Raw genomic sequence first — 25393 nt, forward strand, 5'->3', positions numbered from 1 at the left:
CACATGAAAAAAATTCTATTTATGGGCACACCCGAATTTTCCGTTCCGATTTTAGAACGCCTGGCGAAAGACTATCAGGTCATCGGCGTCGTCACCCAGCCAGATCGCCCCGTTGGCAGAAAACGCGTTTTAACCCCGCCACCAGTAAAAAAGAAAGCACTTGAACTAGGATTAAACGTCTACCAGCCGGAGAAACTTCGCGATTCAGCAGAACTGGCAGAACTAGTCGAGTTAGACATGGACCTGCTCGTAACCGCTGCCTATGGTCAAATTTTGCCCGTTTCATTATTAGAAGCACCGCGATTTGGCTCAATTAATGTTCATGCATCGCTACTGCCAGCATATCGCGGCGGCGCACCCGTGCATTATGCCGTGCTTGACGGACAGCCGGAAACCGGTGTGACAATCATGTATATGGTCAAGCAACTGGATGCCGGCGATATGCTTGCCCAAAGAAAAATACCGATTACAGATCAAGATGACACTGGCACCATGTTTGATAAACTAAGCCAGCTTGGGGCAGAACTCTTGATGGATACTCTGCCTGAACTTTTTGCCGGCCATCTGGAAGCCGTTCCGCAAGATGCTGAAAAGGTGACCTTTGCCCGCAATATCAGCCGAGAACAGGAGAAAATCGACTGGAACAAAACCGCCCGTGAAGTATTCAATCAGGTTCGTGGCCTGAGCCCGTGGCCTGTTGCCTATACAACTTTGACCGAAAAGCCGTTTAAAATTTGGCAGGCAAAACTCACAGAAGAAACGAGCGCAGATCCTGCCGGAAGTTTTTATCCACTTGGAAAAAATCGACTAGGCATTACAGCAGGAGATGGAAAAGTTGTCGAGCTGCTCGAGGTACAACCGGCCGGAAAGCCCAAAATGCCCACTGCAAGCTTTATGCAAGGAGCAGGACGCACTCTAAATGAAAAAACAAGGTTTGGTGATTAAATGAAAACTGTGCGTGAATTAGCACTTGAATCGATCCAGAAAATCGAAAAAAACGGCTCCTACAGCCATTTGCTTATTAATGAAGTCTTAAAAGGCCAAAATATCAAGCCTGTTGACAAAGCCCTCCTGACCGAGCTGGTTTATGGTACGATCCAGCGCAAGTTGACGCTTGATTTTTACCTGTCGCCATTTTTGAAAAAGGAACCAGAAGACTGGGTGCGCAATCTTTTACGCCTGTCCGTCTATCAAATGGTCTACTTAGATAAAATTCCCGCCCATGCGATCTTACATGAAGCAGGAGAAATCACGAAAACAAGAGGGCACCAAGGAATCACGAAATTTGTCAACGGCGTCCTCCGCAATATCGAACGGAAAGGACTGCCGGCATTCAGCACGATCCAAGACCCGGTCAAACGTCTGGCCATCCAGGCGAGCCTTCCAGAGTGGCTGGCAGAGCGCTGGATCCATCAATATGGTCCTGAAAAAGCAGCCGCCATTGGGGAAGCTTTTCTCACACCGCCGCATCAAAGTATCCGCGTCAACAAGTGGCGCACCAGTCGTGAAGCCGTCCAAAAGGAACTGGCAGAAGCGGGTATTGAGACCACACCCTCTGCCTATATTGAAGAAGCCCTCCTAGTCGACCACGGTACGATTGCAGAAACGCCTCTTTTTAAAGACGGCCTTATCAGCATTCAAGACGAAAGCTCGATGCTTGTTGCTCATGCACTCCGACTGGAAGAAGGCTTGCAGGTTCTGGATGCCTGTGCAGCGCCCGGCGGAAAAACGACCCATATTGCCGAAAAAATGCGAAATACCGGCCAGGTAACAGCACTCGACATCCACGCCCATAAAACCAAGCTAATCCGTCAAGCCGTCAAGCGAATCGGCCTGCGGAACGTCCAAACGAAAGAAATAGATGCAAGAACGGCCAGCCGCCATTTTGAGCCTGCCAGTTTTGATCGCGTCCTTGTCGATGCCCCGTGTACTGGATTTGGCGTCCTGCGCCGCAAGCCGGATATTAAATATCAAAAAACGGCAGAGGATATTCACCGCTTGCATGATATCCAACTTGCGATTTTAGCTGATGTTAGCCAACTTGTAAAAGATAATGGTATATTAGTATATAGCACATGCACGATCGATCAAGAGGAAAATCGCCAAGTGGCAGAAGCCTTTCTAGCGGCCCACCCATCCTTTGAATTAATTGATGTGGCGCTCCCTGAGAAAATCGCGCATCTGCAAAAAAATGGTTATCTGGAACTTTTACCGACGGACATAGATAGCGACGGATTTTTTGTCGCGAGTTTCCAAAAACGCAGTTAAGAAATGGAGAGATGTACCCGATGCATGCAGAATTCCGAACAGACCGAGGTCGAATCAGACATCATAATGAAGATAATGGCGGCGTATTTGAAAATAAGACCGGCGACCCGATCGTAATCGTAGCAGATGGCATGGGTGGTCATAGAGCCGGAGATGTCGCTTCTGAAATGGCCGTCCGCCTTTTAAGCGAAGCGTGGCAGGAAACCGAAGCCTTTTTACTTACGGAAGATATCGAAAATTGGTTGAAAGAAAACATTCAAAGAGTCAATCGCCAAATGGTCGAATATGCCACTGAGAATGCTCAGGATTTAAAAGGAATGGGCACGACACTTGTCACAGCCGTTTTCACACGTAGTCAGGTCGTAGTGGCCAATGTGGGCGACAGTCGCGGATACCTACTCAAAAATGGCGAACTGCTGCAAATCACAGAAGATCACTCACTTGTCAATGAACTTTTACGCAAGGGGGAGATTTCTAAAGAAGCGGCCCAAAACCACCCACGAAAAAACATTTTGCTTCGGGCGCTAGGCGTGGAGGGCAAGGTGGAGAGCGATACCTTCACACTTTCATTTAGTACGGGGGATCAGCTGCTGCTTTGTTCAGACGGCTTGACCAACATGGTGCCAGAAGAAGAAATGCGGGCTATTTTAAATAGTAAACGAACGCTTGCCGAAAAAGCAGATGCCTTTATAAGTAAAGCCAATGCATACGGCGGCGAAGATAATATTACCGTACTCCTGCTGGAAAGAAGTATTGGAAACAAGAGGGGGAATGAAGCATGATGATTGGTAAGCGGCTAAGCGGTCGTTATAAAATTATTAGTCCAATCGGCGGCGGAGGCATGGCAAATGTTTTTCTGGCGCGCGACATGATTTTAGATCGCGATGTTGCCGTCAAAATTTTACGCATCGATCTGGCTGATGAAAGCAATCTGATCCGCCGTTTCCAGCGTGAGGCGCAGTCAGCAACCAGCCTCGTTCACCCGAATATCGTCAGCATTTATGATATTGGCGAAGAAAATGACCTGCACTATATCGTCATGGAATATGTAGAAGGCATGGACTTAAAACAATATATCCAAGAAAATCATCCGATCCCGTTTGACAAAGCAGTGGATATTATGAGCCAGATCGTCTCGGCGATTTCTGCGGCCCATCAGCATCACATTATTCACCGGGACGTCAAGCCGCAGAACATTCTGATCGATCATGAAGGTATCGTGAAAATTACAGATTTTGGGATTGCAATGGCACTATCTGAAACGTCAATTACCCAAACAAACTCCCTGCTTGGATCGGTTCACTATTTATCACCGGAACAAGCGCGCGGCGGTATGGCCACACAGAAATCCGATATTTATTCGCTGGGAATTGTTTTTTATGAACTTTTGAGCGGCAGCGTTCCCCATGACGGTGAATCGGCCGTATCGATTGCCATTAAACATCTGCAAGCGGAAATTCCATCCGTGCGTGCGCAAAATCCCAATATCCCACAAAGTTTGGAAAATATTATTATTCGAGCCACAGCGAAGGATCCCTTTCAGCGCTATCAATCAGCTGATGAAATGGAAGCAGACCTCAAAACCTGCCTAAATCCAGAACGACTGAATGAACCCAAATATGAACTGAATGGGGACGATGGCGATACAAAAACGATCCCCGTCATCAATTCTAAAAATACCTTGCGCAATTTAGATGAAACCATGGTGCCGGAAACTAGTGTGGTAGCAGAAGAAGCGGTGGAGGAAAACAAGAATAATGACCCTAAAAAGAAGAAAAAAAGCAAGAAAAAGAAAGTCATTTGGATCGTCTCCATCGTGATTTTACTCTTTGCCGCGCTCATCATTGGACTATGGCTATTAGGCAAATCACCTGATGAAATCAAAGTGCCTGATGTGACAGGCAAAACAGAATCGCAAGCACTCAGCATTCTACAAAAAGAAGGCTTCAACATCGGTAAAACGATCGAGACCAACAGCGATACAGTGGCAGAAGGAAAAGTGATCAAAAGTAATCCAGAAGCCGGTGAAATGAAAGAAAAAGGCTCCAAAGTCAATCTTTACATCAGCATCGGCTCCAAAATGATCAAAATGGACGACTACACCGGTCGCAGTTATGATGAGACGGCTGCCACGCTCAAAGATCAGGGCTTTAAATCTGTCAAAAAAGAAGAAAGTTACAGCAGTACCGTTTCAGAAGGTATGATCATTTCACAAGATCCTGGTGCTGGAGATGAGGTCGTCGCCAAAGATACCGTTGTGACATTGACCGTCAGCAAAGGAACAGAACCCGTCACCGTCAAAGATCTGAGCGGTTATAATGAACGAGCATTAGAAGATTACTCCAGCAGTACAGGGCTCGTCATCAATAAGACCGAAGAAAACTCAGATACCGTTGAAAAAGGCCAAGTCATTCGCCAATCACCAGCTGCCGGCACGGAAGTTAGCCCAGGCAGTACCGTGAATGTGGTGATTTCGAGCGGGCCGAAAGAAAAAGAAGTAAAAAGTGTTAAAAAGACGTTCGACATTCCGTATCAAAAACCGGATGACAGCAGTCAAACAACCACGAATCATATCAAAATCTATATTCAAGATAAGAATCACAGCATGACATCTCCTTATCGTGAAATGGATATTAGTAAAGATACCACCGAAACGATCACATTTGAAATTGAGGAAGGCACAGAAGGCGGCTATAAAATCATGCGCGATAATACCGTCATTGATGAAGGAACCGTCGCCTATCCGAATTAAAGAAAGGAAGAGGCGCTCTGGAAGGTCAAATTATCAAAGCACTAAGCGGCTTTTATTACTGCTACCATGAGGGGAAAGTCTACCAATGCCGGGCACGCGGCAATTTTCGAAAACGCAAGCTGACACCGCTTGTTGGTGACGATGTAGTTTTTCAAGCTGAAAATGAAACAGACGGTTACATTATGGAGATCCTTCCGCGGGAAAATGCCTTAGTGCGGCCGCCCGTCGCCAATATCGACATTGCCATCCTTGTTTTTTCAGCAGTCGAACCAGCTTTTTCCACCAATTTGGCCGATCGCTTCCTGGTCGCCATCGAACATGAGGATATCCGCCCAGTGATCTGCATCAGCAAAATGGATCTGGCGGATGAAGCGGAAACGGAAAATATTCTTCAACTAGTCGACATTTACCGGGCAATCGGCTATGAAGTCTTTTTAACCAGCAGGGAAGTCGATAAAGAGTCACTGATCGAGCGGATTGAAGGAAAGACAGCCGTCATCGCCGGACAAAGCGGTGTCGGCAAGTCCACCCTGCTCAATCAACTCAATCCGAATCTATCACTTGAAACAGGCGCCATATCGGATGCGCTGGGACGAGGCCGCCACACCACCCGCCACGTCGAGCTGCTCCCAATTGGCGCGGGCTTCATTGCGGACACGCCGGGCTTCAGCTCCATCGAGTGGACCACAATCGAAGCGGCAGAACTCCAATTCAGCTTTCCAGAAATCGAAGACCGGCGCAGTGGCTGCAAATTCCGCGGCTGTCTGCACGAAAATGAACCTTCCTGTGCCGTAAAAGTAGCCGTTCAGGAAGGCGAAATTGCATCATTCCGTTATGAACATTACCTGCAAATTTTGACAGAAATCAAAAATAGAAAGCCGAGGTATTAAAAATGGGAAAAATTGCACCATCGATTTTAAGCGCAGACTTTGCGAATCTTGCCAGAGATATCAAGGAAGTGGAACAGCTTGGCGCCGATTATCTGCATGTGGACGTCATGGACGGACATTTCGTTCCAAATATTACGTTTGGCCCCGACACCGTTAAGGCGATCCGGCCCAACACCAAGATGCCAATCGATGTCCATCTGATGATTGAAGATCCAGATGCCTACATTCCGCAATTTGCACGAGCAGGTGCCGACTATATTTCCGTTCACGTGGAAACATGCAGACATCTGCACCGCACCTTGCAACATATCCGCTCATTCGATGTGAAAGCAGGGGCGGTGCTCAATCCAGCCACACCGATCGACACGATTCAACATGTGCTCTCTGAACTGGATCTCGTGCTCTTTATGACCGTCAACCCAGGCTTCGGCGGGCAATCCTTCATCCCCGAAGTGACAGAAAAGATTGCCGCTTTCAGAAAAATCGTGGACGAACGCGATTTGAAAATTGAAATCGAAGTGGACGGCGGCATCAATCATGAGACCGCTAAGCTCTGCCTAGATGCAGGTGCAGACGTTTTTGTTGCCGGCAGCTATATTTACGGCAGTAAAAATCGGGCGACACCGATCGACAAACTGCGTCACGTGATTGGCGAATAACGGATGGCAGAAAGACTTGGCCGTGCACTTTTCCAAGTCTTTTTAAGGAGTGAAAAAAATGATAGTCATTCATATTATGGTTGGCGGGCCGGAAACCGAACTGCCCGACTTGACACCTTATCAAAACGAAGCGGCCATCTGGCTAGGCGTCGACCGAGGGGCAATTAGGCTCTTAAAGCGAAGCATCACACCAGACAAGGCGATGGGCGACTTTGATTCAATCACCAAGGCTGAACTGGCGGATTTGAAGAAAAAGGTAGCAGACGTCGAGCTTTTCCCCGCCGAAAAAGACGAAACCGACACCGAGATCGGCCTTGGCTGGGCGCTTAAACAAGCTCCCGACAAGATTCGGATTTTCGGTGCTACAGGCGGGCGAATCGACCATCTGCTTGTGAATTTGATGATGCTTTTGAAGCCAAGATTTAAGCAGGCCATCCCACTTGTTGAAATCATTGACCGTTATAACTATATCCGCATGTACGAGCCGGGCACTTATCAGGTTCAAAAACGCCCCGAAATGAAATATGTCGCTTTTACAACGATGACCGATGTGACCGGCCTCACCCTGCGTGGCTTTAAATATCCGCTGGAAGAGGCAGACTATCCCGCCGGCTCACCGCTTTCAAGCAATGAATTTACAGAAACGGAAGGCCTCTTTTCATTTAAAAGTGGACTGATCTTGTATACAGAAAGTCGAGATTAGGATGGCGTATACATGCAAAAATCCCCCAAACAGCAAACGAATGCCAAGCTGTTTGGGGGATTTTTTGTAAAGAAAAAATGCACCGAATCAAAATGATCGCTGCATTTGCTTCTTATGATTAAATTAAACACGTTCAACTTTACCAGATTTAAGCGCGCGAGTAGAAACCCAAACTCTTTTAGGTTTACCGTTAACAAGAATCCGCACTTTTTGCAGGTTAGCTTTCCAAGTACGTTTGCTGTAGTTCATCGCGTGGGAACGTTTGTTACCAGAACGTGATTTACGACCTGTGATTACACATTCTTTTGCCATCTATAACCCCTCCTTACAAGGCTTTCTCGAAAAGAACTTAAACCTTAAGTTCCATTTCTTATTTCATACACTAGATTAATTTATCATACCTCGAACGCTATTGCAAGTCTATCAGCGAAATTCCTGCAAAGAATTTTTCCTTGACAGTATAATAAAGGCGGGAGTAGGCGAGACAATTAAAAACTTTTCATCCTTTAGATAGTATAGTAAAATAAAAGGGAATGGTTAAAAACAACCTGAGAGAAACGATAGTGAAAATGGCTCAGAATTGTACTAAGGAGGAACCAATATGTCACTTGAAATAGAAACAAAACATGGCAAAGTCGATATTACCAATGAAGTGATTGCAACGATCGCAGGCGGGGCAGCCGAAGAAAATTTTGGTATCGTCGGTATGGCGAGCCAGCATCAAATCCGTGATGGCTTGACCGATATCCTGCGTCGCGAAAATTTTACAAAAGGTGTGATTGTCCGCCAAGAAGAAGACGGCTTGCACATTGATATGTATATTATCGTAAGCTTTGGAACAAAAATTTCAGAAGTCGCACATAACGTGCAAGAACGTGTCAAATACACACTTGAAAAAACACTTGGACTTTCCGTTGAAACGGTCAATATCTACGTTCAAGGTGTCAAAGTACTGAAGGAAGCATAAGGAGGATTATTTGACTTGGAAACTTATCAGTTAAATGGCGAAAAATGGGCAGCGATGATTACACAAGGAGCAGAGAACTTAACGAGAAACGCTGATTTCGTTGATTCCCTCAATGTTTTCCCCGTCCCGGACGGTGACACTGGAACGAATATGAATCTTTCAATGACAAGCGGTGCCAAAGAAGTGGCAAGTTTTGACGCGAGTTCTGTCGGCGAAGTAAGTGCCTATTTGGCGAAAGGCCTTTTGATGGGGGCACGCGGCAACTCAGGTGTCATCCTTTCACAGCTTTTCCGTGGCTTTAGTAAAGCAGTCAGCGGTAAGGCAACACTAACACCAGCTGAACTAGCTGAAGCTTTCAGAAAAGGCGTTGAAACGGCCTATCAAGCAGTGATGAAGCCAGTTGAAGGAACAATTTTGACGGTTGCACGTGAAGCCGCCAAAGCTGGACTTGAAGCCGCCAAAAACGAAGACGCAACGATCGAAAGTGTCATGGGTGCGGTTCTTGAGCAAGGCAAGATCGCTCTTGAAAAAACTCCCGAGCAGCTGCCGGTTTTAAAAGAAGTAGGCGTTGTTGATAGCGGTGGTCAAGGCCTGATCATTATTTATGAAGGCTTTTACGGCGAGCTGACTGGCGAAATGGAATTACCGGACTATATGAAATCCATGAATGAACTCGTTCAGGCGGAACATCACCGTCACGTACAAGACTTCATGTCGACAGAAGATATCACATTCGGCTATTGTACGGAAATCATGGTACGCATTAATGAAACAAAGCCCGGACTAAAACCGTTCGATGAAGAAGTCTTCCGTGATGATCTTAGCAAAATGGGCGATTCCCTTCTCGTTGTAGCAGATGACGAAGTGGCTAAAGTCCATGTGCATACGGAACATCCTGGTGACGTTTTTAATTACGGTCAGCAATATGGCAGCCTGATCAAGATGAAAGTAGAAAATATGCGTGAACAGCATGATAATATTGTGAACAAGCCAGAAGAAGCAGTCGGACCGGAAACAGAATTCGGAATTGTGACAGTTTCAGCTGGTGCCGGACTTGAAAAACTTTTCAAGAGTATGGGTGCGACCGTTGTCCTATCAGGCGGTCAAACGATGAATCCAAGCACGGAAGATATCGTAAGTGCAATAAAAGAAGCCAATGCCAAACAGGTTTTCGTGCTTCCGAACAATAAGAATATTTTGATGGCGGCTGAACAAGCTGCGGCGATTCTAGGGGAGGAAAAAGTACAGATCAACCCGACAAAGACGATCCCACAAGGACTTACGGCACTGCTTGCTTTTCGGGCGGATCACGATTTTGCCGCCAATACAGCTGGAATGTCTTCAGCAATCGGCGATGTCGAAAGTGCACAGATTACAACCGCTGTGCGTGATACGACCGTCGAAGGGGTTACCATCCAAAAAGACGACTATATCGGCATGATTGAAGGCAAAATTAAGGTGGCGGAAAAAACGCTCGAACAGGCTGCAGTCCATACTTTGCAGACAATGCTCGATGAAGATAGCGAAATCGTCACGATCATCTTTGGCGAAGGGGCTTCCCAAGAATCAGCTGAAAGTTTGGCCGAACAAATCGAAGTAGATTTCCCAGATGTTGAATTTGAGATTCATGAAGGCAACCAACCCGTTTATCCGTATATTTTTGCCGTAGAATAAGGACGGCTAGGCAGTAAGGAAGAAAGGATGAAGTGAAATGAAGTATAGCAGTGTTTTTGATATCATCGGGCCGGTGATGATCGGACCTTCCAGTTCCCATACAGCAGGTGCGAGCAAAATCGGCAAGATTGCCAGAGACGTATTCAATGACGTACCTTCGCAGGTGGACATTCATCTTTATGGTTCCTTCGCCAAAACTTACAAAGGACACGGAACAGATGTGGCGCTGATCGGCGGACTTTTGGGCTTTGAACCAGATGATCCGCGCATGAAAGAATCGCCTGAGCTTGCTCAAAAAGCGGGCATTCATATTCAATTTATCGAAGAAGAGGAAGAAGCACCCCATCCGAATACCGTCAAAGTCGTGCTGAAAAAAGGCATGACCCAGACCACGCTGATTGGCGCTTCGATTGGCGGTGGAAAAGTCGAAATCATCCGTCTGAACGAGTTTGAACTTGAATTTACCGGTACGGCACCAGCTTTGATTATTCTGCACCGTGACCGTTTCGGCATGATCGCTTCTGTATCGCGAATTATTGCCGACAACAAAATCAATATCGGACAAATGAAAGTATCCAGAAAAGTCCGTGGGGATGAGGCGCTGATGGTCATTGAGGTTGACCAGACTGTCGAGCAGTCGCTTCTTGATGAAATCAGCCAGATCCCGGATGTTTATCAGGCAGCCAGCATCACAATTTAAGATGCTGCTGCTTTTAATAGAAAGTGAGTGAACGTCATGTTTCGTACTGTTAGTGAACTGGTTGATCTAGCAACACGTGAAAATAGAAAAATCTCGGACATCATGATCGAACGAGAAATGAAAGTCTCCGGTTCGTCGCGCGAGGAAATTATCGGCGTAATGGCCCGCAATCTGGAAGTCATGGAAGAAGCCATTCTAAAAGGTGAAGCAGGCGTCCAGTCGACCACTGGATTAACCGGTGGCGATGCAGCCTTAATGAAAGCCTACATTGCAGAAGGGCGTTTTCTGTCAGGGGAAGTCCTACTCGAAGCCGTCACAAAAGCAATTGCAACGAATGAAGTGAATGCAGCGATGGGCATCATCTGTGCCACTCCGACAGCAGGAAGTGCGGGAGTTGTGCCAGGTGTGCTTTTTGCTGTCAAAGAGCAGCTCGGTTTATCCAAAGAAGCCATGATCGACTTTTTATTTACGGCAGGGGCATTCGGTTTTGTTGTCGCCAATCAAGCCTTTATCAGTGGGGCGGCTGGCGGTTGTCAAGCAGAAATCGGCTCAGCCAGTGCGATGGCCTCAGCAGCCGTTGTAGAAGCAGCAGGTGGAACGCCCGAACAAGCGGCCCATGCGATGGCGATGACCATGAAGAACATGCTAGGCCTCGTCTGCGATCCAGTGGCCGGCCTTGTAGAAGTTCCTTGTGTGAAACGCAATGCACTGGGGGCGTCTCAGGCGATCATTTCAGCCGATATGGCGCTTGCCGGTGTCAAAAGCCGCATTCCGTGTGATGAAGTCATTGAAGCCATGTACCGAGTAGGGCTGCAAATGCCTAGCAGCCTGCGAGAAACAGCAGAAGGAGGATTGGCCGCAACCCCAACAGGCAGAGCAATCCAAGCGAAAATCTTTGGGCTCGCGCCAGAGAATCCAAGTGAACACGAATCTTAATACACTGCCCGTCACGTCTATCAAAGGTATTGGCGGGGAAACGGCTAAGACACTGAAAGAACTCTCGATCGAGACCGTCTACGATTTATTGTGGGACTTCCCGTACCGCTACGAAGATTATCGATTGAAAGACTTAACGGAAGTAGAGACAGGCGAACGGATTACGGTGGTAGGGGAAGCTCTTACCGAACCAACCGTTGCCTATTACGGACGCAAAAAGTCAAAGCTGTCGTTCCGTCTTTCAGCGGCTGGTCAAATCTTGAAAATTGATTTTTTCAATCAGCCTTATCTAAAAAGTAAATTGAACATTGGTGATACGGTGACTATTTCCGGGAAATGGGACCTGAATCGTGCCCAAATTACAGCCACGAAATTTCAACTAGGTGAAAAGTCAAATGAAGAAGCGCTGGAAGGTGTTTATCGACTAAAAGGCAATCTGCGTAATAAAACGATGCAAAAATATGTCCGGCAGGCTTTTGAAACCTATCAAGATGCGATCGAAGAAGTAATTCCGGAAACCTTACTGGAAAAATATCAGCTGGTCAGCCGCAAAGAAGCCGTCCGCATGTTGCATTTCCCGAAAGAAGATCAGGAACTGAAAGCAGCTAGACGACGTATGGTCTATGAGGAATTTTTGCTTTTCCAATTGAAAATGCAGTTTTTCCGGAAAATCGAACGCGAAAAATCCGGTGGCATTTCAATCGACTACGATGTGCAGGAGCTGCGTGCTTATATTGACAAGCTGCCGTTTCCGCTTACAGATGCTCAAAAGCGCGTGGTCAATGAAATCTGCGGGGATATGAAAAGTCACTTCCATATGAACCGACTCTTACAAGGGGACGTTGGCTCAGGTAAAACCGTTGTGGCGTCGATCGCCATGTTTGCAGCAGCCAGAAGCGGCTTTCAGAGTGCCCTCATGGTACCAACCGAAATTCTAGCCGAACAACATGCAGACTCTCTTGTCGAACTGCTCAGCCCATTTGGCATCACAGTTGGCCTCCTGACGAGTTCCGTCAAAGGCAAGCGGCGCCGTGAACTCCTCGCACTCCTTGAAGATGGACAGGTGGATGTCCTTGTCGGCACGCACGCCCTGATTCAGGATGAAGTCATCTATCATAAGCTTGGCCTGGTGATTACAGATGAACAGCACCGCTTTGGTGTTGGACAGCGTCGGATCCTCCGTGAAAAGGGCGACTATCCGGATGTCCTCTTTATGACCGCCACGCCAATCCCGCGGACCCTGGCGATTACCGCTTTTGGAGAAATGGACGTTTCGATCATTGATGAAATGCCCGCTGGTCGAAAAGAAATTGAAACCTTTTGGGTGAAACATGACATGCTTGATCGTGTCATCCGTTTTATAGAAAAAGAAATCGAAAAAGGGCATCAGGCTTATGTCATCTGTCCGCTCATCGAAGAAAGTGAAAAACTAGATGTGCAAAATGCCGTTGATTTTTACAATATTCTGCTGCAAAAATGGCAAGGGCGATTTACACCAGGGCTCATGCACGGCAAACTGCTGCCGCAAGATAAAGACGAACTGATGCGCGCATTTAACCGCCATGAAATCGACTGTCTCGTTTCCACAACCGTTGTGGAGGTTGGAGTGAATGTGCCCAATGCGACCATGATGGTGATCTATGATGCCGACCGCTTTGGACTGGCACAGCTTCATCAGTTGAGAGGGCGGGTTGGCCGGGGAAGTGATCAGTCTTACTGTATTCTGATTGCCGACCCTAAAACAGAAGTCGGAAAAGAACGGATGTCGATCATGACAGAGACCGGCGACGGTTTTCTGCTCAGTGAACGCGATCTTGAACTGCGCGGCCCGGGAGACTTTTTCGGCAAAAAACAAAGCGGGATTCCAGAATTCAAAGTAGCCGATATGGTGCATGACTACCGCGTGCTGGAAGTGGCCCGCCAAGATGCTGCACACCTCATTTTTGAAGACAACCTGCTGGAAAACGAATCACTTGCCAAACTGCGTGATTTATTGGAACAAAATGGCGTTTTCAGCGAGCAGAAGTTGGACTGATCAAGAGGAAAAAACTTGCAACAAACCTTATTTTTTTATAACATAAAAAGAGCGAGCATGAAAAATCTTTAGGCAAACGTTACAGGAATCAGCACAACATAAAGAGGCTCAGCTCTTTTTTTAGCTGAGATTTAGTAGCTGGTACTAGTAGCGACTTTAAACGGAAAGATGGGAATTGGTATGAAAAAATATCCAAAAAAGGAACGTCAGATCAGGCTGCAAGCGGCAATTGAAGAAAATCCTTTTACAACAGACGAACAACTCGCAGAGAAATTTGCCGTTAGTGTCCAAACGATTCGACTAGACCGGGTGGCTCTCTCCATTCCTGAGCTTCGCGAACGCATCAAGCATGTGGCAAGCGAAAACTATGCAGACGCCGTGAAAAGTTTGCCAATTGATGAAGTCATCGGAGAAATTATCGACATTCAGCCAGGGAAAAGTGCCATCTCGTTATTTGATGTCAGCCCGGAGCATGTCTTTAAACGCAACAAGATCGCTCGAGGGCACCATTTGTTTGCCCAAGCGAATTCTCTTGCAACAGCCGTCATCCCAAATGAACTGGCACTGACCACCCAATCGACTGTCCGCTTTGTTCGCTCAGTTCGAGAAGGGGAACGAGTTGTCGCCAAAGCAAAAGTTCGTCCAAAAACGGACACACGAGCCATCACCGTCGTGGATATCAAAAGTTATGTCGGTGATGAAATCGTCTTAAAAGGAAAGTTTGAGATGTATCATGCCACGGAAAAAAGTAAAAAGGACTGACAAAAATGAAAATAGCGATTGATGCCATGGGCGGCGATCATGCACCAAAAGAAATCGTCGAAGGTGTGATGAAAGCAGCAGCCCAGTTTAAAGATATTGAATTTCTGCTCTTCGGTAAAGAAAGTGCCATTCGTGAATATCTCACAGATGAAACCAGAATCAACATCATACATACAGATGAAAAAATCGAAAGCGACGACGAACCAGTCCGAGCGGTCAAACGTAAAAAACAGGCATCCATGGTTCTCGCTGCACAGGCCGTAAAAGACGGCTTGGCAGATGCTTGCATTTCAGCCGGCAATACAGGTGCGCTCATGTCGACAGGACTTTTTGTTGTCGGTCGTATCAAGGGAATTGCCCGTCCGGCACTCGCTCCAACGCTGCCAACAATCAGCGGTAAAGGCTTTGTCATGCTGGATCTTGGTGCCAATTCTGATGCCAAGCCCGAGCACCTGCTACAATTTGGGCTGATGGGTTCGATCTATGCAGAAAAAGTACGAAAAATCGAAAAACCACGAGTGGCTCTCCTTAACATTGGCACAGAAGAAACCAAAGGGAACGAGCTGACGAAAAAAGCCTACCATTTGATGAAGGAGCAAGATGCGTTTCATTTTATCGGCAATATCGAATCGCGCGACCTTCTGATGGACGTGGCCGATGTGGTGGTCACAGACGGCTTTACTGGCAATATGGTGCTCAAGAGTCTGGAAGGAACCGGCGCAGCCTTTTTCTCCATGCTTAAAATGAGCCTTCTTAGCGGCTTTAAAAATAAACTGGCGGCCAGTTTCCTGAAAAAAGACTTGATGGAACTGAAAAGCAAAATGGATTACAGTGAATATGGCGGTGCCTGCTTGTTTGGCGTTAGCGCACCAGTGATCAAAGCACACGGTTCATCAAATGCTTTCGGGATTTTCACGACGATCCGCCAAGCACGCGACATGGTTGAAAAACAAGTCGTTGGCACAATCAAAGATGAAATTGATAATGGAAAATTAGGAGGAACAAGCACTCATGAGTAAAATAGCCTTTATATTCCCCGGTCAGGGTTCGCAAAAAGTTGGAATGGGACAAGATGTCAAAGAAACTTATCCAGAAGCAGCAGCCGTCTATCAAGCAGCTGACGAACGCCTAGGTTTTTCACTCACGAATCTGATTACAGAAGGCCCAATCGAAACATTGACGAAATCTGAAAATGCACAGCCGGCACTTGTCGCAACAAGTGTGGCAATTTTGCGCGCACTGGAAGCGGCCGGAATTCAAGCGGATTATGTAGCAGGACATTCCCTAGGTGAATATAGCGCCTTAGTGGCTGGCGGATTTTTGCGTGTAGAGGATGCCGTCTATCTAGTACACCGTCGCGGTCAGTTGATGGAAGCCGCCGTACCAAATGGAGCGGGCGCCATGTCGGCCGTCCTTGGAAGTGATGCAGAAACAATCACAGCGGTCACAGAAGAAGTATCGGCCAATGGGGAAGCCGTCCAAATCGCCAACTACAACTGCCCAGGACAAATCGTCATTTCCGGCACCAAAGAAGGCGTCCAGCAGGCAACAGAAAAACTCAAAGAAGCAGGCGTCAAACGGATCCTACCGCTTGCAGTGAGCGGTCCTTTCCATTCTGAATTAATGCGTCCAGCAGCCGAACAATTTGCGGACGTCCTGAATGAAATCACTTTCCAAGATGGCGAGGTGCCGATTGTCAATAATGCCGATGTCGCTTTCACAGAAAAAGCCGCAGATTTGCCGGAAAAACTAATCAAACAAATCTATTCACCAGTTCGATTTGAACAAACCGTGAACGCACTTATCGAAAAAGGGGTCGACACATTTGTTGAAATCGGTGCAGGAAAAGTATTGTCCGGCCTCGTTAAAAAAATCGACCGCAATGTGACAATCCTTTCCGCAAGTGATACCGCTTCGATCGGCTCAGTCATCGAAGCCCTAAAGGAGGAAAACTAAATGGCGACATTAACAGGAAAAGTAGCCGTCGTAACAGGTGGCTCACGCGGCATTGGTCGTGAGATTGCGCTGAAATTGGCAAAAGAAGGCGCGAATATTTTCTTCAATTATGGTGGTCGTGCCGATGCAGCTAAAGAAACACTCGATCTTTTATCAGAAATCGGTGTGGAAGCAGAAGCAATGAAAGCCGATGTGTCCAGCGAAGAAGATGTGACCGCTTTTTTCAAAGAAGTCATGAACCGCTTCGGCCGGATCGACATTCTGGTCAACAATGCCGGAATCACGCGTGACAACCTTCTCATGCGCATGAAAGTCGATGAGTGGGATGACGTTATCAATATTAATTTAAAAGGAACATTCCTGTGCACCAAAGCTGTTTCACGGACGATGATGAAACAGCGCGCTGGGAAAATTATCAATATGGCGTCCGTTGTTGGCCTAATTGGCAATGCCGGACAAGCAAACTATGTGGCCAGTAAAGCAGGCATGATCGGTCTGACAAAAACGACTGCTCGTGAACTTGCACCGCGCGGCATCAACGTCAATGCAGTGGCACCGGGCTTTATCCAAACGGAAATGACCGATCAACTGGATGAAGCAACCAAAGAAGCCATGCTCGCTCAAATTCCGCTCGGCAGCTACGGAAAAACAGAAGATATCGCGAACGCCGTGGCCTTTTTGGCAAGTGATGCAGCAAGCTATATCACGGGGCAAACCCTCTCCGTTGACGGCGGTATGAGTATGATTTAAATTTTTGTTTACTCGGGACCGATAATCCTATATAATACTTGGAGGGAGGTGAAGTAAAAATGGCAGAAGTATTAGAAAAAGTTACAAAAATCATCGTTGACCGTTTAGGCGTCGAAGAATCTAAAGTAACTTTGGAAGCTTCCTTCAAAGATGATCTAGGTGCTGATTCTCTAGACGTCGTTGAACTTGTAATGGAACTTGAAGATGAGTTTGGTGTTGAAATCTCTGATGACGATGCTGCTGAAATCGCAACAGTTGGTGATGCAGTGAAGTACATAGAGGAAAATGCCTAATAAAAATGTGACAAGAATAAATGAGGGTGTCCGTTCGCTTTGTTCGGCAGTGTCTGCAAAAGACTTTGAACAAAGCGGTAGACAGCCTCTTTTTCAACATTTCTCAAAAAAAGCACAGTTCATTTTCTAAGCATCTCGACTCTGGGCTGTTTAGAAAATGAACTTGTCAGCCTTTTAACTTGAAAGGAGCAAGGAAAATGAATCAATGGGAAGAACTAGAAGAAAGCGTCGGCTATACGTTTTCAGATCTTGAACTATTAAAAACAGCCTTTACACATTCCTCTTATGTGAATGAACATCGTCATGAAAAGGTCCGTGACAACGAGCGGCTCGAATTTCTCGGAGACGCAGTTTTAGAATTAACCGTTTCAGACTATCTTTTCAATAAATATCCAGACATGGCGGAAGGCCAAATGACCAAAATGCGGGCAGCAATCGTCTGCGAACCTTCCCTAGTGGAATTTGCCGATGCCGTCCATTTCTCCAAATACGTCCGTCTCGGAAAAGGGGAAGAAAAAGCGGGAGGCAGAACCCGACCAGCGCTCCTTGCCGACGTGTTTGAATCGTTTATTGGAGCTCTCTATCTGGATCAGGGACTGCCAAAAGTCATCCATTTCCTAAAACGCGTCGTCTTTCCTAAAATCGATGCAGGCGCATTTTTAGAAACAGTGGATTATAAAACACAATTGCAAGAAATTGTTCAGCGCGATCGAGATGTGCTGATTCAGTACGATATTTTGGGTGAAACGGGCCCTGCGCACAGCAAAGCCTTTGAAGCCCAAGTCGTCGTAAACGGCCAAGTACTCGGAAAAGGCGCCGGCCGAACCAAAAAACAAGCAGAACAAAACGCGGCTGAGTATGCCGTTCGACATATTTTCCACAAGTAACCGAACGAAAAGGAGGTGCCGGACTTGCTACTAAAACGACTCGAAATGAATGGTTTCAAATCTTTTGCTGATAAAGTTGCAATTGATTTTGTGCCGGGCATGACAGCAGTTGTAGGACCAAACGGCAGCGGTAAGAGTAACATCACCGAAGCGATTCGCTGGGTACTAGGCGAACAATCCGCCAAAAGTCTCCGCGGTGGACGAATGGGCGATGTCATCTTTGCCGGAAGCGACACGAGAAAACCCATCAACTTTGCCGAAGTGTCCCTCGTTCTAGAAAATGAGGACCATTTCCTACCAGTTGATTACACAGAAGTTTATGTAACAAGACGGATCTACCGAAATGGCGACAGTGAATTTCTCATCAATAAACAAAGCTGTCGACTAAAAGATATCGTCGACCTATTTATGGATTCAGGCCTCGGTCGAGAATCATTTTCCATCATTTCACAAGGAAAGATTGATGAGATCCTAAACAGTAAGCCAGAAGAACGCCGCTCTATTTTTGAAGAAGCAGCGGGGGTACTCAAATATAAGCATCGCAAGAAACAGGCAGAGAATAAATTATTTGAAACCGAAGAAAATCTCAATCGTGTCAGCGATATTTTATATGAACTGGAAGATCAGTTGGAGCCGCTTGAAATTCAGGCTTCCATCGCCAAGGATTATCTCTATCAACAGGAAGAGCTGGAAAAGTTTGAAGTCAGCCTGCTTGCCAGTGAAATCGAGCAGATCCACGAAAAACTCGAGGACGACCGCCGGACATTTGGCGAGCACCAGACAGCGCTGATTGCTATCCGCGAACAGGTTAGCACGCTTGAAAGCAAGACCGCAGAGAAAAAACGACTTTTGACAGAAACAGACGCTGAGCTCGATTTATTACGCAACAAGCTTCTAAGCGAAACCGAACGACTCGAACAGCTGGAAGGCGAACGCAACCTCGTCCTGGAACGGAAAAAGCACGGCAATGAAAATGAACAAGCCTTACGTGAAACCTTGCAGATCCTTGACGAAAAAATTGCCCACTTATCCGAGCAGAAGAAGAGCCTCGAGACCGACTATCGGCAAAAAGAGGCAAACCTGATTGTCACAAAGAAAAGCGTTGACGAACTGACTGAGAAGCTTGCTCGCTATGAAGACCTATCCGAAGCAGCGATTGAAAACAAAAAAAGTGACTATATCGAGCTGCGTCACGAACAGACAACCGTCAGTAATGACCTCGGCTATATCGACCGCCAGCTCGCGCAAAACCAGCACCGCATGACAAAACTGGAGCAGGATAACAGCCAATACGTCCATGAACGCAAGGACCTGAGCGAAACCATCCAGCTGACCGAAAACCATTTGGAAGAGCTAACGAAGCAACTCGAAGAACAACGTGAAATTTACAGCGAGGCCAAAACGATCCTCGAAAAGAAAAGTCAGGTCTTTGAAAAAGAAGAACGCGATCTTTATCGACACTATGAGAAAGTTCAGCAGCTCAAATCGCGCAAAGACACACTGGAAGAACTAGCCGATGACTATGCCGGCTTTTTCCAAGGTGTCCGCGAAGTGTTGAAAGCGAAGGACCAGATTGGCGGCATTCATGGTGCCTTTATCGAGCTAATCCAAATACCTGAACAATATCAGAAGGCTATGGAGATTGCCCTAGGTGCCTCTGCGCAGCATGTTGTGACAGAAGATGACCAAGCTGCCAGACGAGCCATTGAATTCCTGAAAAAAGCACGTGCCGGTCGGGCCACCTTTTTGCCACTTACGACCATCCAGCCACGCGTAATGCAGACGGCGACACGTAATACGCTGCAAAATCAACCGGCCTTCATCGCGATGGCCAGCGAAGTTGTCGCCTTTCCAGCAGCAATCGAGCCGGTCGTCATGAATGTACTCGGAACGACCATCCTTGCCAAGGACTTAAAAGGGGCGACCAGTCTGGCGAAGCTAGTAGGCTACCGCTACCGGGTCGTCACACTTGATGGCGATGTCGTCAATGCTGGCGGTTCGATGACAGGTGGGGCCGCTAAACAAGGACAAAGCTCAATCATGACCCGTAAAGCAGAACTGGAACGACTGAAAAAAGAATTGACACAATTAGATGAGCAAACCAACCAGTTTGAAATTCAAGTTAAAAAAGCCAAAGAAGGCCTTGCACTGAAACGAGCAGAACTTGAAGAAGCGCGAGTCGTCGGCGAAGAACTCCGCGTCCGCGAGCAGGAGCTAATCGGCAAACGGACACGTGAACAAGAAGCCCTCGACCGTGTCAATAAGCAATTGTCGCTATATGACCTTGAAAAAGAAGAACATCTTGAAGAAGTCACGCGGCTTGAAGAACGAAAAGCTGCCTTGCAGACAAAAAATAGCGAACTAGAAGAGCTGCTCACCAAAACCGACGAAGAAATTACCGCCATGACGACGGAATCAAAAGCGCTTGAAAGTAAGCTGAAAGCCGATGAAGAAGCCCTCGCAGAACGAAAAACAGAACTTCTCATCCAAAAAGAAAAGCTTCAGACAGCCAAACAAGAAATGATGCGCGTCGACGAAGTTTTACAAGAAAATTATCTTCAAAAAGAAACGACCGAAGAAAAAATCACGGCCCTTACGACCAATCTGACCGCCGTCCATACAAGCGAAGAAGAGACCAGTGCCTACATTGAAGAGATGCGCCAGTCGAAAGAAGAAACGACACGCTTACTGGAAGAAGCCGGTCAAAAACGTAGTGAGCTGACGGCCCAAATTGATACACTGGAACAAGAATTAACGCAAAAAAACAACCAAGCAAGTTTCTATTTAGAACAAAAAAATACGGCTGAGATCGCAATCGGCAAAAGTGAAGTGGACCTAAAAAATCGTACCGAGCGATTAAGTGAAGCTTATACACTAACGCCGGAAGAAGCTTCTGCCAAACGGATTGATGGACTTAATCTGGAAGAAACACGCAGTAAAGTCCGCCTGTTCAAGCGCTCCATTGAAGAACTAGGCGTTGTCAATATCGGCGCAATCGAAGAGTTTGAACGGATTGACGAACGCTTCCAATTCCTGACGGGTCAAAAAGAAGACCTACTGACGGCGAAGGAAACACTCTTCAAAGTGATGGACGAGATGGATGACGAAATGAAAAAACGCTTTGGCGAAACTTTTGAAGCAATCAAACATGAATTTGCCATCGTTTTCCCTGAACTATTCGGCGGTGGGAAAGCAGAGCTGATGCTGATCAACCCGGATGACCTTTTAACGACCGGGATCGATATTTTAGTTCAGCCACCTGGGAAAAAATTGCAAAACCTATCCCTACGCTCCGGCGGGGAACGGGCACTCACCGCAATCGCCCTATTGTTTTCAATTATCCGCGTCAGACCAGTGCCGTTCTGTATTCTGGATGAAGTCGAAGCAGCACTTGATGAAGCGAATGTCGTCCGGTTCAGCCGTTATCTGAAACAATTTGAATCACAAACCCAATTCATCGTGATCACGCACCGCAAAGGCACGATGGAAGAAGCCGATGTGCTCTACGGCGTGACCATGCAGGAGTCCGGTGTTTCCAAACTGGTATCCGTCAGACTGGAAGAAACCGCAGAACTTATCAAATAAAGGAGAGGCGATCATGACCTTTTTTAAAAAAATAAAAGAAAAATTAACGCATCAAACAGATTCCGTTACCGAAAAATTCAAAGACGGCCTATCTAAAACACGCAATAATTTTTCCGGTAAAATGAATGAAATGATGGCACGTTACCGCAAAGTAGACGAGGATTTTTTTGAAGAACTAGAAGAAGTTTTGATTGGTGCCGATGTCGGTTTTGAAACAGTCATGGAACTGATCGATCAATTAAAGCAAGAAGTCAAACTGCGGAATATCAGTGAACCCAAAGAAGTAGAACAAGTCATTGTCGAAAAACTCGTGGATATTTACCAAGGGGAAAGAGACAGTGAGCCCGCGATGAACATTCAAGAAAACGGCCTAACAGTCATTCTATTTGTTGGTGTCAATGGTGTCGGCAAAACAACAACAATCGGCAAATTAGCCCATCTTTACAAGTCTCAAGGCAAGAAAGTCATGCTGGCAGCGGGCGATACTTTCCGCGCAGGTGCCATTGATCAGCTGGAAGTTTGGGGCGAACGTAACGGTGTGGACGTCATCAAGCATGCAGAAGGCGGCGATCCAGCAGCCGTCATGTTTGACGCCGTTCAGTCGGCCAAAGCCAAGCAAGCGGATATTTTACTTTGCGATACCGCTGGACGTCTGCAAAACAAAGTCAACCTGATGAACGAGCTCGAAAAAGTCAAACGAGTCATCACGCGCGAAGTGCCAGATGCCCCACATGAAGTGCTGCTCGTTCTTGATGCCACCACCGGTCAAAATGCCTTCGTCCAAGCGAAACAGTTCAAAGAAGCAACCGATGTGACCGGAATTGTTTTGACAAAGCTTGATGGAACAGCAAAAGGCGGCATTGTGATTGCGATTCGCAATGAGCTTCACATCCCCGTGAAATTTATTGGCCTTGGCGAAAAGATTGATGATCTGCAGCCGTTTGATGCCACTGAATATGTATACGGCCTTTTTGCAGATGTGATCGATGCGGAAAAAGAAGAAGCCTGACAACAAGGTACAGCCTGCCATTTGTGGGCTGTCTTTTTCTTTGTTTGACATTGAACGGATTTACACGTAATCTAAATAAAGAGAGGTGATTCGTTTGTTTGAAAAGACGACGCGAATGAACCTGTTGTTTGATTTTTACCAAGGACTCTTGACCGAAAAGCAAAAAGCGTATATCGCGCTTTATTATTTAGATGATTTCTCCCTCGGCGAGATTGCCGAAGAATTTGAAGTCAGCAGGCAAGCCGTCTATGATAATATCAAGCGAACAGAGGAAAGTTTAGAAAAATATGAAGAAAAACTAGGCATGCTCACCATGTATTTGGAGCGGGAAAAACTATTTGATGAACTCACCGCCTTGCTTCAAGAGGAAAATGCCTATTCTGAAAAAATTGAAACGCTTCTCGGAGCACTTCGGAAAACCGATTAGGAGGTAAAAAAATGGCTTTTGAAGGATTATCAAGCAGACTTCAGGAAACCATGAACAAAATTCGTGGCAAAGGGAAAGTCACTGAAGCTGATGTCAAAGAAATGATGCGCGAAGTCCGTCTGGCATTACTGGAAGCCGACGTTAATTTTAAAGTAGTCAAGACATTCATTAAAACGGTCAGTGAACGAGCTGTCGGAGCAGACGTGATGAAGAGTCTGACACCAGGGCAGCAAGTCATCAAAATCGTTCAGGAAGAACTGACCAACCTGATGGGTGGCGAAGAAAGTAAAATCGCGGTAGCCGATCGCCCGCCGACAGTCATCATGATGGTAGGTTTACAAGGGGCCGGTAAAACCACGACCACAGGGAAATTAGCCAATCTGCTTCGTAAAAAACACAACCGGAAGCCGCTTCTCGTGGCAGCCGATATTTACCGTCCTGCTGCCATCAAGCAACTCGAAACACTTGGCAAGCAGCTTAGCATGCCGGTCTTTTCACTGGGCGACCAGATCAGTCCAGTCGAAATTGCCAAACAAGCAATCGAAAAGGCCAAAGAAGAGCATCTCGACTATGTGATCATTGATACCGCCGGACGTCTCCATATTGACGAGACGCTGATGGACGAACTAAAAGAAGTCAAAGCCGTATCAAATCCATCCGAAATCTTCCTCGTGGTCGATTCAATGACCGGGCAGGACGCTGTCAATGTCGCAGAAAGTTTCAATGAACAGCTCGGCATTACCGGTGTCATCTTGACCAAACTAGATGGCGATACACGTGGCGGGGCCGCATTGTCGATTCGTTCCGTTACTGGAAAACCAATCAAATTTGTCGGGATGGGCGAAAAAATGGAAGCCCTTGAAGCCTTCCACCCCGACCGAATGGCCTCCCGTATTCTAGGAATGGGCGATGTGCTTTCTCTCATCGAAAAAGCTCAAGTCGACGTTGACCAAGAAAAAATGCTCGAAATGGAAAAGAAAATCAAAGAAAATTCCATGACCTTGGATGATTTCCTAGAACAATTGCAGCAGGTCAAACAAATGGGCCCGCTTGACGAGCTGCTCAAAATGCTGCCCGGCGCTGGAAAAATGAAAGGCCTCGATAACCTGCAAGTCGACGATAAGCAGTTAGGCCACATTGAGGCGATTATCAAATCCATGACCAAGACTGAAAAGGACAACCCGGACATCATCAATGCCAGCAGACGGAAACGGATTGCACGAGGCAGCGGCCGACCAATCCAAGAAGTCAACCGCCTTTTGAAACAATTCAATGAAATGAAAAAAATGATGAAGCAAATGTCTGGCGGCATGGGCGGAGGCAAAAAGAAAAAAGGCCGCAACCCATTCGGGAATTTCAAAATGCCTTTCTAACGACAAACAGCTAAAAAGCTTGCTCCTCCTTGGGCCGCTTCCAAAAAAGCCGGTCAATGGGGGGAGCGGCTTTTTTTGAGAAAAGATTCATCATACAGCGCAAATTGCCAGATCAAAAAACGCTGAACGATAAAAATTTGCTCTGTAAAGAAAAAACACTTTACAAACAAATCCTTTACTGGTAATATATATACTTGTGTAAGACTTTATGGAGGTGTAATAACAAAATGGCAGTTAAAATTCGTTTAAAACGTATGGGTTCTAATAAAAAACCTTTCTATCGTATCGTTGTTGCTGATTCCCGCTTCCCGCGTGACGGCCGTTCGATCGAAACTGTAGGTACGTACAACCCACTACTTAATCCAGCTGAAGTTAAAATCAATGAAGAAGCTGTACTGAAATGGATGCAGAACGGTGCAAAACCTTCTGATACAGTTCGTAATCTTCTTGCTAACGAAGGCATCATGGAAAAATTCCATAACCAAAAATTAGGCAAATAAGGAGGCTTCCGCGTATGGAGGATTTGATTCTCGCCATCGTGAAACCACTTGTTGACCACCCGGAAGATGTAACCATCAAACTTGATGAAACAGATTCCACTTATTTCTACAAATTATTCGTCAATAAGGCCGATATGGGACGTGTGATCGGCAAACAAGGTCGGATCGCGAAAGCCATTCGCACACTTGTTTATGCAAGCACGACCAAAAGCGAAAAGAAAGTTCGGCTTGAAATTATAGAATAAGACAAAGAACTCGTCCAAAAAG

Annotated in this window: 25 protein-coding genes; 24 read left to right on the forward strand and 1 reads right to left on the reverse strand. The window is 46.5% G+C overall.

Annotated features, from left to right (window positions below; genetic code table 11):
* Nucleotides 1-3: 3 nt before the first annotated feature.
* The 7 genes from fmt to CS921_RS12270 are packed head-to-tail and all read left to right on the forward strand — an operon-like array spanning nucleotide 4 to nucleotide 7272.
* The gene (gene fmt, locus CS921_RS12240; RefSeq protein WP_099224285.1) at nucleotides 4-945 is read left to right on the forward strand and encodes a methionyl-tRNA formyltransferase; all 942 of its coding nucleotides are present in this window, start codon (nucleotides 4-6) and stop codon (nucleotides 943-945) included.
* Nucleotides 946-2268, forward strand: coding sequence for a 16S rRNA (cytosine(967)-C(5))-methyltransferase RsmB (gene rsmB, locus CS921_RS12245; RefSeq protein WP_099224287.1), 1323 nt, complete (start codon nucleotides 946-948; stop codon nucleotides 2266-2268).
* A 20-nt stretch (nucleotides 2269-2288) separates the two neighbouring features.
* A complete protein-coding gene (locus tag CS921_RS12250) occupies nucleotides 2289-3050 on the forward strand; it encodes a Stp1/IreP family PP2C-type Ser/Thr phosphatase (RefSeq protein WP_099224289.1) in 762 nt (253 codons plus the stop codon).
* Entirely contained in the window at nucleotides 3047-5020 is a 1974-nt protein-coding gene (gene pknB / locus CS921_RS12255) for a Stk1 family PASTA domain-containing Ser/Thr kinase (RefSeq protein WP_099224291.1), read from the forward strand. The genes CS921_RS12250 and pknB overlap by 4 nt, the downstream gene beginning before the upstream one ends.
* A 17-nt stretch (nucleotides 5021-5037) precedes the next feature.
* A complete protein-coding gene (gene rsgA / locus CS921_RS12260) occupies nucleotides 5038-5910 on the forward strand; it encodes a ribosome small subunit-dependent GTPase A (RefSeq protein ID WP_099224293.1) in 873 nt (290 codons plus the stop codon).
* A 2-nt stretch (nucleotides 5911-5912) separates the two neighbouring features.
* Nucleotides 5913-6569, forward strand: a complete 657-nt coding sequence (gene rpe, locus CS921_RS12265; RefSeq protein ID WP_099224295.1) for a ribulose-phosphate 3-epimerase — start codon at nucleotides 5913-5915, stop codon at nucleotides 6567-6569.
* A 58-nt stretch (nucleotides 6570-6627) separates the two neighbouring features.
* The gene (locus tag CS921_RS12270; protein WP_099224297.1) at nucleotides 6628-7272 is read left to right on the forward strand and encodes a thiamine diphosphokinase; all 645 of its coding nucleotides are present in this window, start codon (nucleotides 6628-6630) and stop codon (nucleotides 7270-7272) included.
* Nucleotides 7273-7395: 123 nt separating this feature from the next.
* Here CS921_RS12270 and rpmB read toward each other — a convergent pair whose 3' ends face one another.
* Nucleotides 7396-7584 (reverse strand): 50S ribosomal protein L28, encoded by a 189-nt coding sequence (gene rpmB / locus CS921_RS12275; RefSeq protein ID WP_099224299.1) that lies wholly within the window; start codon nucleotides 7582-7584, stop codon nucleotides 7396-7398.
* Nucleotides 7585-7873: 289 nt separating this feature from the next.
* Here rpmB and CS921_RS12280 point away from each other — a divergent pair, with 289 nt between their 5' ends.
* The 17 genes from CS921_RS12280 to CS921_RS12360 all read left to right on the forward strand — a co-directional run bounded on the left by CS921_RS12280 (nucleotide 7874) and on the right by CS921_RS12360 (nucleotide 25371).
* Entirely contained in the window at nucleotides 7874-8239 is a 366-nt protein-coding gene (locus CS921_RS12280) for an Asp23/Gls24 family envelope stress response protein (RefSeq protein WP_099224301.1), read from the forward strand.
* Between the two features lie 15 nt (nucleotides 8240-8254).
* The gene (locus CS921_RS12285) at nucleotides 8255-9913 is read left to right on the forward strand and encodes a DAK2 domain-containing protein (RefSeq protein WP_099224303.1); all 1659 of its coding nucleotides are present in this window, start codon (nucleotides 8255-8257) and stop codon (nucleotides 9911-9913) included.
* A 37-nt stretch (nucleotides 9914-9950) separates the two neighbouring features.
* The gene (sdaAB, locus tag CS921_RS12290) at nucleotides 9951-10613 is read left to right on the forward strand and encodes an L-serine ammonia-lyase, iron-sulfur-dependent subunit beta (protein WP_099224305.1); all 663 of its coding nucleotides are present in this window, start codon (nucleotides 9951-9953) and stop codon (nucleotides 10611-10613) included.
* 36 nt (nucleotides 10614-10649) lie between these two features.
* A complete protein-coding gene (gene sdaAA, locus CS921_RS12295) occupies nucleotides 10650-11549 on the forward strand; it encodes an L-serine ammonia-lyase, iron-sulfur-dependent, subunit alpha (protein WP_099224307.1) in 900 nt (299 codons plus the stop codon).
* Entirely contained in the window at nucleotides 11533-13584 is a 2052-nt protein-coding gene (recG, locus tag CS921_RS12300; RefSeq protein ID WP_240422360.1) for an ATP-dependent DNA helicase RecG, read from the forward strand. Before sdaAA ends, recG begins: the two co-directional genes overlap by 17 nt.
* Nucleotides 13585-13764: 180 nt before the next feature.
* Nucleotides 13765-14346, forward strand: coding sequence for a transcription factor FapR (gene fapR / locus CS921_RS12305; RefSeq protein WP_099224311.1), 582 nt, complete (start codon nucleotides 13765-13767; stop codon nucleotides 14344-14346).
* Nucleotides 14347-14351: 5 nt separating this feature from the next.
* On the forward strand, nucleotides 14352-15365 hold the full coding sequence (gene plsX / locus CS921_RS12310; RefSeq protein WP_099224313.1) for a phosphate acyltransferase PlsX: 1014 nt from the start codon (nucleotides 14352-14354) through the stop codon (nucleotides 15363-15365).
* Nucleotides 15358-16302: an ACP S-malonyltransferase gene (gene fabD / locus CS921_RS12315; protein WP_099224315.1), complete on the forward strand. Its 945-nt coding sequence runs from the start codon at nucleotides 15358-15360 to the stop codon at nucleotides 16300-16302. Before plsX ends, fabD begins: the two co-directional genes overlap by 8 nt.
* Nucleotides 16303-17052 carry a 3-oxoacyl-[acyl-carrier-protein] reductase gene (gene fabG / locus CS921_RS12320; protein ID WP_099224317.1) on the forward strand — a complete coding sequence of 250 codons (750 nt, stop codon included), beginning with the start codon at nucleotides 16303-16305 and terminating at the stop codon, nucleotides 17050-17052.
* Nucleotides 17053-17111: 59 nt separating this feature from the next.
* On the forward strand, nucleotides 17112-17345 hold the full coding sequence (locus CS921_RS12325) for an acyl carrier protein (protein WP_099224319.1): 234 nt from the start codon (nucleotides 17112-17114) through the stop codon (nucleotides 17343-17345).
* 197 nt (nucleotides 17346-17542) lie between these two features.
* The gene (gene rnc / locus CS921_RS12330) at nucleotides 17543-18232 is read left to right on the forward strand and encodes a ribonuclease III (RefSeq protein WP_099224321.1); all 690 of its coding nucleotides are present in this window, start codon (nucleotides 17543-17545) and stop codon (nucleotides 18230-18232) included.
* A gap of 24 nt (nucleotides 18233-18256) precedes the next feature.
* On the forward strand, nucleotides 18257-21817 hold the full coding sequence (gene smc / locus CS921_RS12335) for a chromosome segregation protein SMC (protein WP_099224323.1): 3561 nt from the start codon (nucleotides 18257-18259) through the stop codon (nucleotides 21815-21817).
* A gap of 13 nt (nucleotides 21818-21830) precedes the next feature.
* Complete coding sequence (gene ftsY, locus CS921_RS12340) at nucleotides 21831-22826, forward strand: signal recognition particle-docking protein FtsY (RefSeq protein WP_099224325.1); 996 nt, start codon at nucleotides 21831-21833, stop codon at nucleotides 22824-22826.
* A gap of 94 nt (nucleotides 22827-22920) precedes the next feature.
* Nucleotides 22921-23253 (forward strand): putative DNA-binding protein, encoded by a 333-nt coding sequence (locus CS921_RS12345; RefSeq protein ID WP_099224327.1) that lies wholly within the window; start codon nucleotides 22921-22923, stop codon nucleotides 23251-23253.
* An 11-nt stretch (nucleotides 23254-23264) separates the two neighbouring features.
* Nucleotides 23265-24626 (forward strand): signal recognition particle protein, encoded by a 1362-nt coding sequence (gene ffh, locus CS921_RS12350; protein ID WP_099224329.1) that lies wholly within the window; start codon nucleotides 23265-23267, stop codon nucleotides 24624-24626.
* 227 nt (nucleotides 24627-24853) lie between these two features.
* Nucleotides 24854-25126 carry a 30S ribosomal protein S16 gene (rpsP, locus tag CS921_RS12355; RefSeq protein ID WP_099224331.1) on the forward strand — a complete coding sequence of 91 codons (273 nt, stop codon included), beginning with the start codon at nucleotides 24854-24856 and terminating at the stop codon, nucleotides 25124-25126.
* 14 nt (nucleotides 25127-25140) lie between these two features.
* Nucleotides 25141-25371 (forward strand): KH domain-containing protein, encoded by a 231-nt coding sequence (locus CS921_RS12360; protein WP_099224333.1) that lies wholly within the window; start codon nucleotides 25141-25143, stop codon nucleotides 25369-25371.
* The last annotated feature ends 22 nt before the right edge of the window (nucleotides 25372-25393 follow it).

The sequence above is a fragment of the Listeria costaricensis genome, assembly GCF_900183385.1.
Taxonomy (GTDB): Bacteria; Bacillota; Bacilli; order Lactobacillales; family Listeriaceae; genus Listeria; species Listeria costaricensis.

Excerpts from the sequence above, each read along its gene's own strand:
- sdaAB (WP_099224305.1), top strand. The coding sequence starts at position 9,951 with ATGAAGTATAGCAGTGTTTTTGATATCATCGGGCCGGTGATGATCGGA.
- fmt (WP_099224285.1), top strand. The coding sequence starts at position 4 with ATGAAAAAAATTCTATTTATGGGCACACCCGAATTTTCCGTTCCGATT.
- pknB (WP_099224291.1), top strand. The coding sequence starts at position 3,047 with ATGATGATTGGTAAGCGGCTAAGCGGTCGTTATAAAATTATTAGTCCA.
- plsX (WP_099224313.1), top strand. The coding sequence starts at position 14,352 with ATGAAAATAGCGATTGATGCCATGGGCGGCGATCATGCACCAAAAGAA.
- CS921_RS12325 (WP_099224319.1), top strand. The coding sequence starts at position 17,112 with ATGGCAGAAGTATTAGAAAAAGTTACAAAAATCATCGTTGACCGTTTA.
- ffh (WP_099224329.1), top strand. The coding sequence starts at position 23,265 with ATGGCTTTTGAAGGATTATCAAGCAGACTTCAGGAAACCATGAACAAA.
- CS921_RS12360 (WP_099224333.1), top strand. The coding sequence starts at position 25,141 with ATGGAGGATTTGATTCTCGCCATCGTGAAACCACTTGTTGACCACCCG.
- CS921_RS12280 (WP_099224301.1), top strand. The coding sequence starts at position 7,874 with ATGTCACTTGAAATAGAAACAAAACATGGCAAAGTCGATATTACCAAT.
- rpsP (WP_099224331.1), top strand. The coding sequence starts at position 24,854 with ATGGCAGTTAAAATTCGTTTAAAACGTATGGGTTCTAATAAAAAACCT.
- sdaAA (WP_099224307.1), top strand. The coding sequence starts at position 10,650 with ATGTTTCGTACTGTTAGTGAACTGGTTGATCTAGCAACACGTGAAAAT.
- CS921_RS12270 (WP_099224297.1), top strand. The coding sequence starts at position 6,628 with ATGATAGTCATTCATATTATGGTTGGCGGGCCGGAAACCGAACTGCCC.
- rpmB (WP_099224299.1), bottom strand. The coding sequence starts at position 7,584 with ATGGCAAAAGAATGTGTAATCACAGGTCGTAAATCACGTTCTGGTAAC.
- fapR (WP_099224311.1), top strand. The coding sequence starts at position 13,765 with ATGAAAAAATATCCAAAAAAGGAACGTCAGATCAGGCTGCAAGCGGCA.
- rsmB (WP_099224287.1), top strand. The coding sequence starts at position 946 with ATGAAAACTGTGCGTGAATTAGCACTTGAATCGATCCAGAAAATCGAA.
- fabD (WP_099224315.1), top strand. The coding sequence starts at position 15,358 with ATGAGTAAAATAGCCTTTATATTCCCCGGTCAGGGTTCGCAAAAAGTT.
- rpe (WP_099224295.1), top strand. The coding sequence starts at position 5,913 with ATGGGAAAAATTGCACCATCGATTTTAAGCGCAGACTTTGCGAATCTT.
- ftsY (WP_099224325.1), top strand. The coding sequence starts at position 21,831 with ATGACCTTTTTTAAAAAAATAAAAGAAAAATTAACGCATCAAACAGAT.
- CS921_RS12250 (WP_099224289.1), top strand. The coding sequence starts at position 2,289 with ATGCATGCAGAATTCCGAACAGACCGAGGTCGAATCAGACATCATAAT.
- fabG (WP_099224317.1), top strand. The coding sequence starts at position 16,303 with ATGGCGACATTAACAGGAAAAGTAGCCGTCGTAACAGGTGGCTCACGC.
- rnc (WP_099224321.1), top strand. The coding sequence starts at position 17,543 with ATGAATCAATGGGAAGAACTAGAAGAAAGCGTCGGCTATACGTTTTCA.